Origin of the sequence: Pseudomonas sp. C1C7 (assembly GCF_013359595.1) — a bacterium.
Lineage (GTDB): Bacteria > Pseudomonadota > Gammaproteobacteria > Pseudomonadales > Pseudomonadaceae > Aquipseudomonas.
This window is the reverse complement of record NZ_JABFMP010000001.1, coordinates 198,967-212,715: the sequence shown is the minus strand read 5'-3', so window position 1 is coordinate 212,715 and position 13,749 is coordinate 198,967. Positions and strand designations below refer to the sequence as shown.

General features: G+C 60.2%; 12 protein-coding genes. 1 reads left to right on the top strand and 11 read right to left on the bottom strand.

The annotated features are described in order from the left end of the window. Positions 1 to 114: 114 nt before the first annotated feature. From HNO86_RS01115 to HNO86_RS01095, 5 genes are all read right to left on the bottom strand, one after another. Complete coding sequence (locus HNO86_RS01115) at positions 115 to 849, bottom strand: amino acid ABC transporter ATP-binding protein (RefSeq protein ID WP_175375185.1); 735 nt, start codon at positions 847 to 849, stop codon at positions 115 to 117. Next, positions 846 to 1,517: an amino acid ABC transporter permease gene (locus HNO86_RS01110; RefSeq protein WP_175375184.1), complete on the bottom strand. Its 672-nt coding sequence runs from the start codon at positions 1,515 to 1,517 to the stop codon at positions 846 to 848. Before HNO86_RS01110 ends, HNO86_RS01115 begins: the two co-directional genes overlap by 4 nt. Beyond that, a complete protein-coding gene (locus HNO86_RS01105; RefSeq protein ID WP_175375183.1) occupies positions 1,517 to 2,263 on the bottom strand; it encodes an amino acid ABC transporter permease in 747 nt (248 codons plus the stop codon). Before HNO86_RS01105 ends, HNO86_RS01110 begins: the two co-directional genes overlap by 1 nt. 193 nt (positions 2,264 to 2,456) lie before the next feature. Next, entirely contained in the window at positions 2,457 to 3,371 is a 915-nt protein-coding gene (locus HNO86_RS01100) for a glutamate/aspartate ABC transporter substrate-binding protein (protein ID WP_175375182.1), read from the bottom strand. A 276-nt stretch (positions 3,372 to 3,647) separates the two neighbouring features. Further along, a complete protein-coding gene (locus HNO86_RS01095) occupies positions 3,648 to 5,273 on the bottom strand; it encodes a glucan biosynthesis protein D (RefSeq protein WP_175375181.1) in 1,626 nt (541 codons plus the stop codon). A gap of 418 nt (positions 5,274 to 5,691) precedes the next feature. Here HNO86_RS01095 and HNO86_RS01090 point away from each other — a divergent pair, with 418 nt between their 5' ends. Then, a complete protein-coding gene (locus tag HNO86_RS01090; RefSeq protein ID WP_175375180.1) occupies positions 5,692 to 5,877 on the top strand; it encodes a hypothetical protein in 186 nt (61 codons plus the stop codon). A gap of 403 nt (positions 5,878 to 6,280) precedes the next feature. On the opposite strand, the gene HNO86_RS01085 is transcribed toward HNO86_RS01090, so the two are convergent. From HNO86_RS01085 to HNO86_RS01060, 6 genes are all read right to left on the bottom strand, one after another. Next, positions 6,281 to 6,787: a Bro-N domain-containing protein gene (locus HNO86_RS01085; RefSeq protein ID WP_175375179.1), complete on the bottom strand. Its 507-nt coding sequence runs from the start codon at positions 6,785 to 6,787 to the stop codon at positions 6,281 to 6,283. 645 nt (positions 6,788 to 7,432) lie between these two features. Next, positions 7,433 to 8,917: an APC family permease gene (locus tag HNO86_RS01080; RefSeq protein ID WP_175375178.1), complete on the bottom strand. Its 1,485-nt coding sequence runs from the start codon at positions 8,915 to 8,917 to the stop codon at positions 7,433 to 7,435. A gap of 253 nt (positions 8,918 to 9,170) precedes the next feature. Next, complete coding sequence (locus HNO86_RS01075) at positions 9,171 to 10,595, bottom strand: gamma-aminobutyraldehyde dehydrogenase (protein ID WP_175375177.1); 1,425 nt, start codon at positions 10,593 to 10,595, stop codon at positions 9,171 to 9,173. A 165-nt stretch (positions 10,596 to 10,760) separates the two neighbouring features. After that, positions 10,761 to 11,570, bottom strand: coding sequence for an ABC transporter permease (locus HNO86_RS01070; protein WP_175375176.1), 810 nt, complete (start codon positions 11,568 to 11,570; stop codon positions 10,761 to 10,763). Next, complete coding sequence (locus HNO86_RS01065) at positions 11,560 to 12,507, bottom strand: ABC transporter permease (protein WP_175375175.1); 948 nt, start codon at positions 12,505 to 12,507, stop codon at positions 11,560 to 11,562. Before HNO86_RS01065 ends, HNO86_RS01070 begins: the two co-directional genes overlap by 11 nt. A 1-nt stretch (position 12,508) precedes the next feature. Further along, a complete protein-coding gene (locus HNO86_RS01060; protein WP_175375174.1) occupies positions 12,509 to 13,546 on the bottom strand; it encodes an ABC transporter ATP-binding protein in 1,038 nt (345 codons plus the stop codon). Positions 13,547 to 13,749 lie beyond the last annotated feature (203 nt).

Below are 13,749 nucleotides of genomic sequence, written 5' to 3'. Positions count from 1 at the left end.
CACAGCGACAATCCTGTAGGAGCTGCCGAAGGCTGCGATCTTTTGATTTGGGCTTTTAAAAGCAAGATCAAAAGATCGCAGCCTGCGGCAGCTCCTACAGGGGAGTGTGTGCTGTTAGTGCTGCAAAATCTTGTTGAGGAAGTGCTGCGTACGCTCGGCACGGTGGCTGATGTCGCCGAAGAACTCTTCTTTCTTGCAGTCTTCGATGATCTGGCCCTTGTCCATGAAGATCACGCGGTCGGCCACTTTACGGGCGAAGCCCATTTCGTGGGTCACGCACATCATGGTCATGCCTTCGTGGGCCAGTTGCACCATCACGTCCAGCACTTCGTTGACCATTTCCGGGTCCAGCGCCGAGGTCGGTTCGTCGAACAGCATGACGATCGGGTCCATCGCCAGCGCACGGGCGATCGCCACACGCTGTTGCTGACCGCCGGACAGTTGACCCGGGTGCTTGTGGGCGTGGGCCGACAGACCGACGCGTTCGAGCAGTTGCAGGCCTTTCTTGGTCGCTTCTTCCTTGCTGCGGCCCAGCACCTTGATCTGCGCGATGGTCAGGTTCTCGGTGATGGTCAGGTGCGGGAACAGTTCGAAATGCTGGAACACCATGCCCACGCGCGAGCGCAGTTTGGGCAGGTTGGTCTTCGGATCGGCGATGGACGTGCCGTCGACCACGATGTCACCTTTCTGGAACGGCTCCAGGGCGTTGACACACTTGATCAGGGTCGATTTGCCGGAACCGGACGGCCCGCACACCACGATCACTTCGCCTTTCTTGACCTCGGTGCTGCAATCGGTCAGCACCTGGAAGTCGCCATACCACTTGTTGATGTTCTTGATGGAGATCATACGGTGATCCTTTTTTGCAGGCGCTTGACCAACTGCGAGGCGGCAAAGCTGATGATGAAGTACACGAGCCCTGCGAAGATCAGGAACTCATTGGAGCGGCCGATGATGTCGCCGCTGGCACGCGAGGCATTGAGGAAGTCCACCAGGCCCACCGCATAAACGAGCGAGGTGTCCTGGAACAGGATGATGCTCTGTTGCAGCAGCAGCGGGGTCATCTTGCGGAACGCCTGCGGCAGGATGATCAGGCGCATCATCTGGCCATAGGTCATGCCCAGCGCCTGGGCGGCGCCCATCTGGCCCTTGGGAATCGACTGCACGCCGGCCCGGACGATTTCGCAGAAGTACGCCGCTTCGAACATCATGAAGGCCACGATGCACGAGGTGAACGCGCCGATCGGGGTGTCTTCGCCGGTGATCCAGCGCAGCACGAACGGCACCGCCAGGTAGAACCAGGTGATCACCAGCAGCAGCGGAATTGAACGGAAATAGTTGACGTAGGCGCCGGCCAGGTTCGACAGCAGCTTGCTGTGGGACAGACGGCACAACGCCAGGATGGTGCCCAGGATGATCCCGCCGATAACGCCCATGGCCATCAGTTTCAGGGTCATGACCATGCCGTTCCACAGGCCCGGCAGGGACGGGACGATGCCCGAGAAATCGAATTCCATCATTTACCCCCTACGGAGATCAGGCCCGGTACGGCAACCTTCTTCTCGACCATGCGCATCAGCAGCATCAGGCTCATGTTCAGGGTGAAGTAGATCAGTGTGGCAAGAGTGAACGCTTCGAACAGGTTGGCCGAGAACTCGGCGGTCTGTTTGGTCTGCGCCAGCAGCTCCATCAGGCCGATCAGCGAGGCGACGGACGAGTTCTTGAAGACGTTGAGAAATTCCGAGGTGAGCGGCGGAATGATGATCCGGTAGGCCTGGGGCAGCAGCACGTTCCAGTAGATCTGCGGCAGGTCGAAACCCATGGCGCGGGCCGCGGACTCCTGGCCTTTGGGCAACGCCTGGATACCGGTACGCACCTGTTCGCAAACGCGGGCGGCGGTGAACAGGCCCAGGCACACGACGACGCTCAGGAAGGCCGAGGTGGTCGGGTTCAGGTCCTGCTTGTACCACTCCTGCAGGTCAGGCGGCAGCAGGTCTGGCACCAGGAAGTACCAGATGAACAGCTGAACCAGCAGCGGCACGTTACGGAAGAGTTCGACGTAGCAGGTGGCGATGCCCGATACGATGCGGTTCGGCACGGTACGCATGACGCCCAGGATCGAACCCAGCGTCAGGGCGATGATCCAGGCCACGACGGCGATGCCGATGGTCCAGCCAAGTCCCGAGATGAACCAGTCGAGATAGGTCTCGCTGCCCACGCCGGTGGACTTGAAGAACACGCCCCAGTCCCAGTTGTAATTCATTAGGGTCTCCCCTTGAGATCAATCGATGTACGAGTACCCGCTTGGGGGAAGCTCCGTTCCCGCCTGATCCGTTCGATCAGGCACACGCGACCAGCTCGATAGCCACCGGTTCGAGTGTTTCCATAAATGCCAGCAGGAGGTGACAACTCCTGAAAGGGCAACGGCCCCTTCAGGAGATAAGGTTAGTCAGAAATCAGGATTTCTTGTCGTCAGCCGCTTTGTCGGTCGGCGTGGCGATCAGGGCCTTGAGCTCGTTGCTCATCGGGAATTGCAGGTTTACGCCTTTAGGTGGGACAGGCTGCTGGAACCACTTGTCGTAGATCTTGTTGATCTCGCCCGATGCGTAGGTGGCCTTGATGGCGTCGTCCACGACTTTCTTGAACGACTCGTCGCCCTTGCGAACCATGCAGCCGTAGATTTCGTAGGACTGTGGAGTACCGGTCACGGCCCAGTCGGCAGGCTTCTTGGCCTTGGCCATTTCACCGGCCAGCAGTACGTCGTCCATCATGAAAGCCACTGCGCGGCCGCTTTCCAGCATCTGGAAGGACTCGCCGTGGTCTTTGGCGGAGATGACGTTCATGCCCATCTGCTTGTCGGCGTTCATCGCCTTGAGGATGCGCTCGGACGTGGTGCCGGCGGTGGTCACGACGTTCTTGCCTTTGAGGTCATCGAAGTCCTTGTAGGCGGAGTCTTTCTTGGCCAGCAGGCGGGTGCCGACTTCGAAGATGCCCACGGAGAAGTCAACCTGCTGCTGACGCTCGACGTTGTTGGTGGTGGAGCCGCATTCCAGGTCCACGGTGCCGTTCTGCACCAGCGGGATACGGGTCTGCGAGGTCACCAGGTTGTATTTGACCTGGAGGTTCGGCACGTCCAGCTCTTTTTTCAGGGCTTCGACGACTTTCAGTTGCAGGTCGTGGGAGTAGCCCATCGGTTTGCCGGAGGCGTCTGCGATGTAGGAGAAAGGAATGGAAGCGTCGCGATGTCCGAGGGTGATAACACCGGACTCTTTGATTTTCTTCAGGGTGCCGGTGAGTTCGGCGGCGAAAACTGGAGTGCTGATCAGAGCGGCAGCAATGGCTGCGCCCAGGATATGGGGAACGATGCGCATCAAATTTTCCTCGACTTTGTTTTTTTTATGGAGCCAGTTCACCGGCCCTTTTGAGCATTGAATGCCTGACGGCTCCTGAAGTGTTGGCGCAACAGGCATTCGTCGAAGAAGTGTAGAGCATGACTCGTGCCAGACCAGTCGCAACTGATCAAAGCATTGATTTATAAGGGGATTAAATATTTATTGCGGTGTTTGAAACGCTGGAGAATCCGGTTATCCGAACCGACCCGCAGGTCGCGTTCGGAAAACCGAATGGTGGTAGGGCGCAACCCGCTGTCAGGGATATTTACGCTTGTCCGGTGCTGGCGGGAAATACTGGTACAACCAGGTTTCACTGAGGGTGCGATCGTTGGTGCGGATGAACAGGCGCAGTTCGACCGGATCGACGCTGTCGTTGGTCGGGTACCAGTCGAACAGAATGCGGAAGCCCTTGATGTCATCGAGCACCAGCACGCTGAAATCCTTGACCTCACCGTTCGAGCAGGTGACCACCGGTTCGATGCCGGCACCGGCCGGCAGGCGATCCAGGCCGCCGCCGGTAAAGTCCACGGCGAAACGACGGGCCCAGACTTGCGGGTAATGCTCACCCGGCGCCCAGCCTTCGGTGAAACCACCCATCCCCGAACGTGTCGCATGGACCCGTGCCAGCGGCGTGCCGACCGGCGGCAGCGCGCTCCAGTACAGCTTGTAGCCGTAGTTCAGCGAGTCGCCGGCAGCCACCGGTTTCTTCGGCGTCCAGAAGGCGACGATGTTGTCCATGGTCTCGCCGGTGGTGGGGATTTCCAGCAGGTCGACCGAGCCTTCGCCCCATGGCGTCGTCGGCTCGACCCACAGGCTCGGACGGCGGCTGTACCAGTCGACGGTGTCCTGATAGCTGGCGAATTCATGATCGGTCTGCACCAGGCCGAAACCTTTCGGATCGTTGTCTGCGAAGGCGTTGAATTGCAGGGTGGCCGGGTTGTTCAGCGGGCGGCAGATCCACTCGCCGTTGCCGCGCCACATCGCCAGGCGATCGGAGTCGTGGATCTGCGGGTGAATGGTGTCGCACATGCGGCGCTCGTGGGTGCCGCAGCTGAACATGCTGGTCATCGGCGCGATGCCCAGTTGATCGATGGCGGTCCGCGCGTTGACGTGGGCATCGACCTCCATCACCACGCGCTCGGCCTGGCAGTCGATATCAAAGCGGTAGGCGCCGGTCGCGCTCGGCGAGTCGAGCAGGGCGTAAACCACGAAGCGGGTGCTGTCCTTGTCCGGGGTCTCGAACCAGAACTTGGTGAAGTCGGGGAATTCCTCGCGCTTCTTGGCGTAGGTGTCGATGGCCAGGCCGCGGGCCGAGAGGCCATATTGGCCAGTGGCATCCACCGCGCGGAAGTAGCTGGCGCCGAGGAACGACACCACGTCGTGCTTGTCCAGCTCCGGCGCCTTGAACAGCTTGAAGCCGGAAAAACCCAGGTCGCCGGTCAATTGCTTGGTGTCGACCGTGGTCTTTTCGTAGTTGAACAGCTCCGGACGGAAGTGCACCTCGCGGGCCATGCGGGTCTTGGGATCGACGCTGTACATGCGCACCGGCTGCTTGAAGCCCATGCCGACGTGGAAGAACTGCACGTCCAGCTGGCCCTTGTTGTCTTTCCACAGCGAGTGGTTGCCGTCGTAGCGGATCGCATTGAAATTCTGCGGGGTCATGGTCGCCAGAGTCGGCGGCAACACCTGCTTGGTGTCCTGGTAGCGGTTGCTGGCCAGTTGCTTGGCCTGGATCTTCAAGGCCTCGAAATCGAAGGCCTTGGCCTCACCATCGGCGGTCCCGGAGGCAGCCCAGGCGCGGGCGGCGAGCAGGCCGGTGGCGGACAAACCGGTATAGGCCGCAATGGCCATGGAGGCTTTGAGCAAATTCCTGCGGTGCATAAATACAACCTGTCGTGAACAATCCCGCGCCGTTCCTGGCACGTACTGGATCAGAAATTACGGTTCGGACATGCCTTCGGCCAAACGCGACGGACTTTAAACAGATGCCGAATAGCTTAAACCGTTCGATTGCAGAGCAAAAATGGTTGATGGCAAGACGCTAGCGCACGAGTGAAACAAGACGTGTCCGGAAACATTTCCCACAGCCCTTTCTGATTTAGAGGGCATATCTGCTTTTTTTGTGTAATTACTCTAAAAACCGCTTTTCAGCGCCGAGATTATTTCTATTCTGTGGTCATGACCGGTTTATGCCCTTCGGGCCGGTACGGTTCAGTGGCCATGCGGCGCTGCCGGAAGAGGGATTAAGGGCGATGCGGTTTCTGAAGTTTTCTTTGACGTAGAGAGAAGGACATCGTCCATGTCGAAAGTACAAGGCATCACCGAAATGTTGGGAATCTTTCCATGCCTGGGCCTGGGTAGGCGAAGGCGCCGCCTGAACAGCGAGGAAATGAAGCTGGTGGAGCGCTACAGGGAGTTGTCGGAAAGTGACCGGATTGCCATGCGGTATCTGGTGGATGCGATGAGGAGTGTTTCGCGGTTTTGAGTGGGTCTGGTTAGCGTGAGAGCCATTTGGCTTTCACGGTCTCCAGAGAGGTCAACTTGCCTGCGTCAGCGTCGGCAATGCCGGCGTTGATTGCGGACAAGCAGGCCAGTTGTTCAAGGGGGTGCTGGAGATGGTTTTCTGCAAAGGCGCAGTCACGAAGGAATCGTTTCCATGACGATGAGTTTGTTTGAGTTGTGATTGTTCATGTTTTTGAAATGCCCATTCAAAAGGAGCAGAGATGGTCATGCCCGTTAGTTAAGTCACTGCAAATCCTGTAGCCGCTGGCTTCGCCAGCTGCTACAGGAATCGTATTCGGCGTAAATGAACGGCGTTAGTAAAAAGGGAACATTCGACTGAAAGGGCAGACTTCGAAGTCTGCCCTTTTTTCTTCAAAGAATATTTTTCAACTGCACGCACCACTGCCAGGGAATGGGCGTTTTGTCTGCATCAGCTCGGGCATGTCCCGCCATTTGATCCATGCGTGATGCTGATAGTGCAGCAAAGGCACCGAGACTCCTGCCCAATGCAAGGCGCTCAGACTCGGCAGGTTTGCGGGCGTCGCTGTCTGCGTATTGCGCAGCATCGGAACAACTTCATGACTCAGCCATTGCCTCAGATTGCGATTTTCCGGGATGAAGTGATGAACCAACAGCGCGTACATCCCCGATTCGCTGACCATCAGAGACTCAAGAGGTTTGCCGTCTTTTAGCAAGCAGACGCTGCGACGCTGATCAGGATCGAGTTTCTGTACGAGCCGTTCGTTCAGTGGCTTGCCCATTAGCCGACCCAGATCCTGAACACAGAACCAGGCTTGATGGTCTTGCATGAAGGTATGGAGGAAGCGGTTGTGGCGGGTAAAAACAGTAGGTGTGACGTATGGAAGTTGGGAGTTTTGAGAAAGCGTTGACATGACTTGATCTCCGTTTTGATCAGGAAAGTCACCGCCAATCCTTCGATAGATTGGTGGCGAACCGAGTGGCGTTCGAAGTCGGGACACTTCCAGTCAAAACGGAAGCCGAAAGGCCCGCGCCACACGGCCCGCCATGAAGCAGCACTGAAGGCATGGAAACAGCCACAGTCCTATGGGGGACGCGAGCAACGCTTTGACATATCCCGGCTTCGACACCAGGTCGCTGATTTCGCAGCGACGAGATAAAGCCTATCGGTGGGGTGCTCGCGGCGCCAAGTCTACTCTGGAGACGCGTAGTGTAGGAACCGAGGGTTTTTCAGGAAGGACATGTCTGTAGGAATTTCCTGTTTTTGCTCTGGTTGAAGGGGCACAGCACCTGAACCGAAATTTTTCGGTTATTCATTCGCCCTCAGTGAATAAACCGCAGGTTTTCCCCATGCTGATCGAATTCTCGGTTTCCTAGGTTCTGTTAGATGGTTTTTACGGAAGTGGAGGGGGAGAAAGTAATACCGCTCCCAAGCGATATCGCAACTATTTCCCGTCAGTCAAGTTGATCGTTCCCGCCTGATCGGGACCTGATTTCCTGTAAAGCATCCATGCTCGATAATCGCCCCGGGTTCCCAACGGACCCCGGGGCGACTCACATCAGCGACTAACCTTCCAGGCATCCCCCGCAGGCGCGGTGCCGTGGTCGTACGGCTTGGCGATCCACATGTAGAGCAGGCCCAGGCCGATCACGATGACGGTGCTCAACACCATCGAGTAGTTGATGTACCACGCCGCATCCGGTGTGCGGGGCCAGGCCATGTTGATGATGGCGCCGATGCCGTAGGCCAGGGCGCCGATGTTGACCAGCCAGCCCCAGGCGCCGAGGGTGAATTTGCCGCTCGGTTTCCAGCCTTTCAGGCGGGCGTAGAGGGCTGCCAGGACGATCATCTGGAACGCCAGGTAGATGCCGATGGCGGCGAAGCTGACGATGGTGGCGACGGCGTCCTGCAGGAAGAAGCCGAGGATGATGATCAGCGCTGGCAGGACGCCGGAGACGAACAGGGCGGCCACCGGAACCTGGGTTGCAGGAGAAATCTTTTTCAGCAGTCGGCTGCCGATGACCATTTCGTCCCGGGCGTAGGAGTAGAGCAGACGGCTCGCTGCCGCTTGCAGGCTGATGACGCAGGAGATGAAGGAAATCATCACCACGCCCATCACCATTTTCGAGCCGACCGGGCCGAAGGCGTTGCCGAGAATGGTGCCCACCGGGTCCTTGTCGGTACCGTTGATCACCGCTTGCATGTCCGGCACGGCGAGAATCAGGGCCAGGCAGGCGAACATCGCGGCGACGCCGCCGATGTAGATGGTCATGCGCATGGCCACCGGGATTTTCTTGCTCGGGTTCGGGGTTTCTTCGGCCACGTCGCCGCAGGCCTCGAAGCCGTAGTACAGGAACATCCCCGCCAGCGAAGCGGTGAGGAACGCCGGCAGGTACGAGCCATCGACGCTGATGCCGAAGGTGTCGAACAGCACGCCGATCGACTGATGACGCTCGAAGATCAGCAAGTAGACGCCGACGATCACCGCACCGATCAGTTCGCAGAGGAAGCCGAACATGGCGATGCGCGCCAGGGTCTTGGTGCCGCTGAGGTTGACCAGGGTGGCGAACAGCGTCAGCACCAGGGCGATGACGATGTTGGTGTTGTTGTTCGGTTCAAAACCCAGCATGGCCGCCAGGTAAGGACCTGCGCCGACCGCAACGGCGGCGATGGTCACGCACAGGGCGATGGAGTAGATCCAGCCGACCATCCACGCCCAGCGCTTGCCCACCAGGCGCCGGGCCCAGGGGTATACGCCGCCGGAGATCGGGAACTGCGAGACCACTTCACCGAAGATCAGGCACACCAGCAACTGGCCGCAGCCGACCAGCAGATAGGCCCAGAACATCGGTGGTCCGCCGGCGGCGAGGCACAGGCCGAAGAGGGTATAAACCCCGACGACCGGGGAGAGGTAGGTGAAGCCCAGGGCGAAGTTTTCCCACAGGCTCATGCTGCGATTGAAGTTGGAGGTGTAGCCCAGTTGGCGTAGCTGCTCGGCATCGCTGTCGGCAACGGCTGTCGAGAGATCGGGTGATGCACTCATGTGTGTGTTCTCCGGAAAATCGGCAGATTTCGGATGGCCGAAGCCGTGGCGGGGCTGTGAGAGCGCCGCCAGGATCGGTGGTTATTGTTGTTTTGAGTTGCGGTGAAACCCTGGGGTGAATCGCTGACATCATCCGTGTGTCTGCTGAAAAGATCGCAGCCTGCGGCAGCTCCTGCACCGACTGCATGCGCCGCACCTTTCGCGCCTGGCGCAACCCCTGCAGGAGCTGCCGAAGGCTGCGATCTTTTCGCTTTTAGTGCTTGAACATCACATGCCGAACGACGGTGTAGTCCTCCAGCCCATACATCGACATGTCCTTCCCGTACCCGGACAGTTTCTGGCCGCCGTGCGGCATTTCACTGACCAGCATGAAGTGGGTGTTGACCCAGGTGCAGCCGTATTGCAGGCGCGCCGAGAGGCGATGGGCGCGGCCGACGTCGGCGGTCCAGACCGAGGACGCCAGACCGTAGTCCGAGTCGTTGGCCCAGCCCAATACCTGCGCTTCATCGCTGAACCTGGTCACCGACACCACCGGCCCGAACACCTCGCGACGAACGATCTCATCGTCCTGCTGCGCGTCCGCCAGCACGGTCGGCTCGAAGAAGAAGCCATTGCCGTCCACCGCCTTGCCACCGGTGATCAGGCGGATGTGCGGCTGGGCCACGGCCCGCTCGACAAACCCGGCTACGCGGTCGCGATGCTGCGCGGTGATCAACGGGCCGAGTTCGGTGTCCGGATCATCCTGCAGACCGTACTTGATGCTGCTGACCGCAGCGCCAAGCTTCTCGACGAATTTTTCGTAGATACCTTCCTGCGCATAGATGCGGCAGGCGGCGGTGCAGTCCTGGCCGGCGTTGTAGAAACCGAAGGTGCGAATGCCTTCGACGGCGGCATCGATGTCGGCGTCGTCGAAGATGATCACCGGCGCCTTGCCGCCCAGCTCCATGTGCATGCGTTTGACGCTGTCGGCGGTGCTGGAAATGATGTTCGAGCCGGTGGCGATCGAGCCGGTCAGCGACACCATGCGCACTTTCGGGTGGGTGACCAGCGGGCTGCCGACGCTAGGACCACGGCCGAACACCAGGTTGAGTACGCCGGCCGGGAAGATTTCCGACGCCAGTTGTGCCAGGCGCAGCGCGGTCAGCGGGGTCTGTTCCGACGGCTTGAGCACCACGGTGTTGCCGGCGGCGAGGGCCGGGGCGATTTTCCAGGCGACCATCATCAGCGGGTAGTTCCACGGCGCGATGGAGGCGATCACGCCCACCGGATCACGACGGATCATCGAGGTGTGGCCGGGCAGGTATTCGCCACCAGCCGAACCGCTCATGCAACGGCTGGCGCCAGCGAAGAAGCGGAACACATCGGCAATCGCCGGGATCTCGTCATTCAGCGCGGCGCTGTAGGGCTTGCCGCAGTTGTCAGATTCCAGCTTGGCCAGCTCTTCGCCGTGGGCTTCGATGGCGTCGGCGAGTTTGAGCAGCAGCAGCGAACGCTCTTTGGGCGGGGTCTGCGACCAGCTGTCGAACGCGGCATCAGCGGCGCGCACGGCTGCATCGACCTGGGCTTCGCTGGCTTCGTTGATTTCCACCAGCACGCGGCCCAGGGCGGGGTTGAACACCGGTTGGGCCGGGCCTTCGCCGTTGAGCAGTTGGCCGTTGATCAGGAGTTGGGTTTGCATGGCTATGTCCTCTTTCAAACTGTTCTTGTTCTTCTGATCACACCGAACCCTGTGGGAGCGGGCTTGCCCGCGAACGCGGTGTGTCAGCAGACATCAATGTTGAAGGTGATGGCCTCTTCGCGGGCAAGCCCGCTCCCACAGGGGACAGTGGCGCTTGTTATGAATTTACTTCCCGCCGCTACCGGCCACACTTTCACCGCCACGGGTCAGGTAATAGGCGCCGAGGATCGGCAGCATGGTCACCATCATCACCAGCATCGCCACGACGTTGGTCACCGGTACGTCCCGAGGGCGGCTGAGCTGGTTGAGCAGCCACAGCGGCAGGGTGCGTTCGTGGCCTGCGGTGAAGGTGGTGACGATGATTTCGTCAAACGACAGCGCAAACGCCAACATGCCGCCGGCCAGCAACGCCGAGCCCAGGTTGGGCAGGATGATGTAGCGGAAGGTCTGCCAACCGTCGGCGCCGAGGTCCATCGAAGCCTCGATCAGGCTGTGGGAGGTGCGGCGCAACCGCGCGATCACGTTGTTGTAGACGATCACCACACAGAAGGTCGCGTGGCCGACGATGATGGTGAACATCCCGGGCTCGATGCCCAGCGACTTGAAGGTCGCCAGCAGCGCGATCCCGGTGATGATCCCCGGCAGGGCGATCGGCAGGATCAGCATCAGCGAGATGCCCTGCTTGCCGAAGAAGTCCCGGCGATACAGCGCCGCCGACGCCAGGGTGCCGAGCACCAGGGCGATCAGCGTGGCAATCGAGGCGATCTGCAGCGACAGCTTGATCGCTTCCAGCACGTCGGGCCGGGAGAAGGCAACGCTGAACCATTTGAGGGTGAAACCCTTGGGCGGAAAGCTGAACGCCGCGTCTTCGGTGTTGAAGGCGTACAGGAAGATGATCAGGATCGGGAAGTGCAGGAACACCAACCCGCCCCAGGCTGCGATTTTTAATCCAAGTGAAGCCTTTTCAGAGTGCATCGAAGGCCCCCAGACGTTTGACGATGGACAGGTAAACGGCGATCAGCACGATCGGCACCAGGGTGAACGCGGCGGCCATCGGCATGTTGCCGATCGCGCCCTGTTGGGCGTACACCATGCTGCCGACGAAGTAGCCCGGCGGGCCCACCAGCTGCGGCACGATGAAATCGCCGAGGGTCAGGGAGAAGGTGAAGATCGAACCGGCGGCAATGCCCGGCACCGACAGCGGCAGAATCACCTGCATGAAGGTCTGGCTCGGCTTGGCGCCAAGGTCGGCGGAGGCCTGCAACAGCGACGGCGGCAGACGCTCCAGCGAAGCCTGGATCGGCAGGATCATGAACGGCAGCCAGATGTAGACGAACACCATGAACCGCCCCAGGTGCGAGGTCGACAAGGTGCTACCCCCCACGCCCGGAATCCCCAGCACCAACTGCAACAGCGGCTCCAGGCCCAGGTGCTGCACGAACCACTGCGCCACGCCGCCCTTGGCCAGCAGCAGCGTCCAGGCGTAGGCCTTGACGATGTAGCTGGCCCACATCGGCATCATCACCGCGATGTAGAAAAACGCCTTGGTCTTGCCGGTGGTGTAGCGCGCCATGTAGTAGGCGATCGGGAACGCGACGATGGCGCTGGCGATCGAGACCACGATGGCCATGCTCAAGGTGCGCAGGATGATGTCGAAGTTCGAGGGCTGGAACAGCGCGGCGAAGTTCGCCAGGGTCAGGTCCGGAGTGACCGCCATGGTGAAGTCGTCGAAGGTGTAGAAACCTTGCCACAGCAGGGTCAGCAGCGAGCCCAGGTAGATCGCGCCGAACCACAGCAGTGGTGGCACCAGCAGCATCGACAGGTACAGGTTCGGCCGGCGGTACAGCAGGTTGGAAAACCTGCGCAGTGCCGAGCCTCCTGTCGTGGTTTGAGAGATAGCCATGGTGTTCATCTCAGACCCCGCTCGCCAGGGTGTCGTGCAGCGGGATCATCGCTTCGCGGGCCCAGCGGGCGGTCATGCGTTGCCCGGTCTGGTGCTGGGCGCTGGTGTCGAGCCACTGATTGTTGGCCTGGCTGATGTTCAGGGTCTGGCCGTTGTCCAGCTTCAGTTCATAGCGGGTGGCGCTGCCCTGGTACTGGATGTCGTGCAGCAGGCCGCTGACTTCGATTTCGTGGCTGGCCAGCGGGCCGTTGGCGAATCGCACGTGCTCGGGGCGAATCGAAAACGGCTGTGGGTTGCCGCTCAGTTCACGGGCCAGATCGCCGCGGATCACGTTGGAGGTGCCGACGAACTCGGCGACGAACGTGGTTGCCGGTTTCATGTACAGGTTGCGCGGCGAGTCGACCTGTTCGATGCGGCCTTTGTTGAACACGGCCACGCGGTCGGACATCGACAACGCTTCGGTCTGGTCGTGGGTGACGAAGATGAAGGTAATGCCGAGTTGGCGTTGCAGCTTCTTCAATTCGCTCTGCATCTGTTCGCGCAACTTCAGGTCGAGTGCACCCAAGGGCTCGTCAAGCAGCAGCACCCGTGGGCGATTGACCAGGGCGCGGGCCAGGGCCACGCGCTGACGCTGGCCGCCGGACAGCTGCACCGGCTTGCGCTCGCCGTAGCCGCCCAAGGCCACCATCTCCAGGGCTTCTTCGGCGCGCTTGAGGCGTTCGCCCTTGGCCACGCCTTTGACTTTCAAACCGTAGGCGACATTGTCGCGAACGTTCATGTGCGGGAACAGCGCGTAATCCTGGAACACGGTGTTCACGTCACGCTGATACGGCGGCAGCCCGGCGGCTTCCTCGCCGTGAATGCGGATGGAGCCTGCGCTCGGTTGTTCGAAACCGGCGATCAGGCGCAGACAGGTGGTTTTGCCCGAGCCCGAAGGGCCCAGCATGGAGAAGAACTCGCCGTCCTGGATATCGATGGAAACCCGGTCAACGGCCTTCACTTCGCCGAACTGACGGGAAACGTTGGTGAACTGGACTGCAAGCGTCATGGTGCGGTGCTCCGAAAAGGCGAGGGCCGTCGCAGCGGCCCTGCCTGGACTTCTGAAAAAACGGGTAACGGTCAACTACAGCCGGATGCCTTGCTCGGCAGTGGCAACAGAGGTGATCAACTGTGGGAGCTGGCTTGCCAGCGATGGCGTCAGCACAGTCAATATTGTGTTGCCTGACACTCCGCCATCGCGGGCAAGCCCGC

Coding starts and splice junctions, on each gene's coding strand:
- HNO86_RS01115 (WP_175375185.1), bottom strand. CDS start 849: ATGATCTCCATCAAGAACATCAACAAGTGGTATGGCGACTTCCAGGTG.
- HNO86_RS01110 (WP_175375184.1), bottom strand. CDS start 1,517: ATGGAATTCGATTTCTCGGGCATCGTCCCGTCCCTGCCGGGCCTGTGG.
- HNO86_RS01105 (WP_175375183.1), bottom strand. CDS start 2,263: ATGAATTACAACTGGGACTGGGGCGTGTTCTTCAAGTCCACCGGCGTG.
- HNO86_RS01100 (WP_175375182.1), bottom strand. CDS start 3,371: ATGCGCATCGTTCCCCATATCCTGGGCGCAGCCATTGCTGCCGCTCTG.
- HNO86_RS01095 (WP_175375181.1), bottom strand. CDS start 5,273: ATGCACCGCAGGAATTTGCTCAAAGCCTCCATGGCCATTGCGGCCTAT.
- HNO86_RS01090 (WP_175375180.1), top strand. CDS start 5,692: ATGTCGAAAGTACAAGGCATCACCGAAATGTTGGGAATCTTTCCATGC.
- HNO86_RS01085 (WP_175375179.1), bottom strand. CDS start 6,787: ATGTCAACGCTTTCTCAAAACTCCCAACTTCCATACGTCACACCTACT.
- HNO86_RS01080 (WP_175375178.1), bottom strand. CDS start 8,917: ATGAGTGCATCACCCGATCTCTCGACAGCCGTTGCCGACAGCGATGCC.
- HNO86_RS01075 (WP_175375177.1), bottom strand. CDS start 10,595: ATGCAAACCCAACTCCTGATCAACGGCCAACTGCTCAACGGCGAAGGC.
- HNO86_RS01070 (WP_175375176.1), bottom strand. CDS start 11,570: ATGCACTCTGAAAAGGCTTCACTTGGATTAAAAATCGCAGCCTGGGGC.
- HNO86_RS01065 (WP_175375175.1), bottom strand. CDS start 12,507: ATGAACACCATGGCTATCTCTCAAACCACGACAGGAGGCTCGGCACTG.
- HNO86_RS01060 (WP_175375174.1), bottom strand. CDS start 13,546: ATGACGCTTGCAGTCCAGTTCACCAACGTTTCCCGTCAGTTCGGCGAA.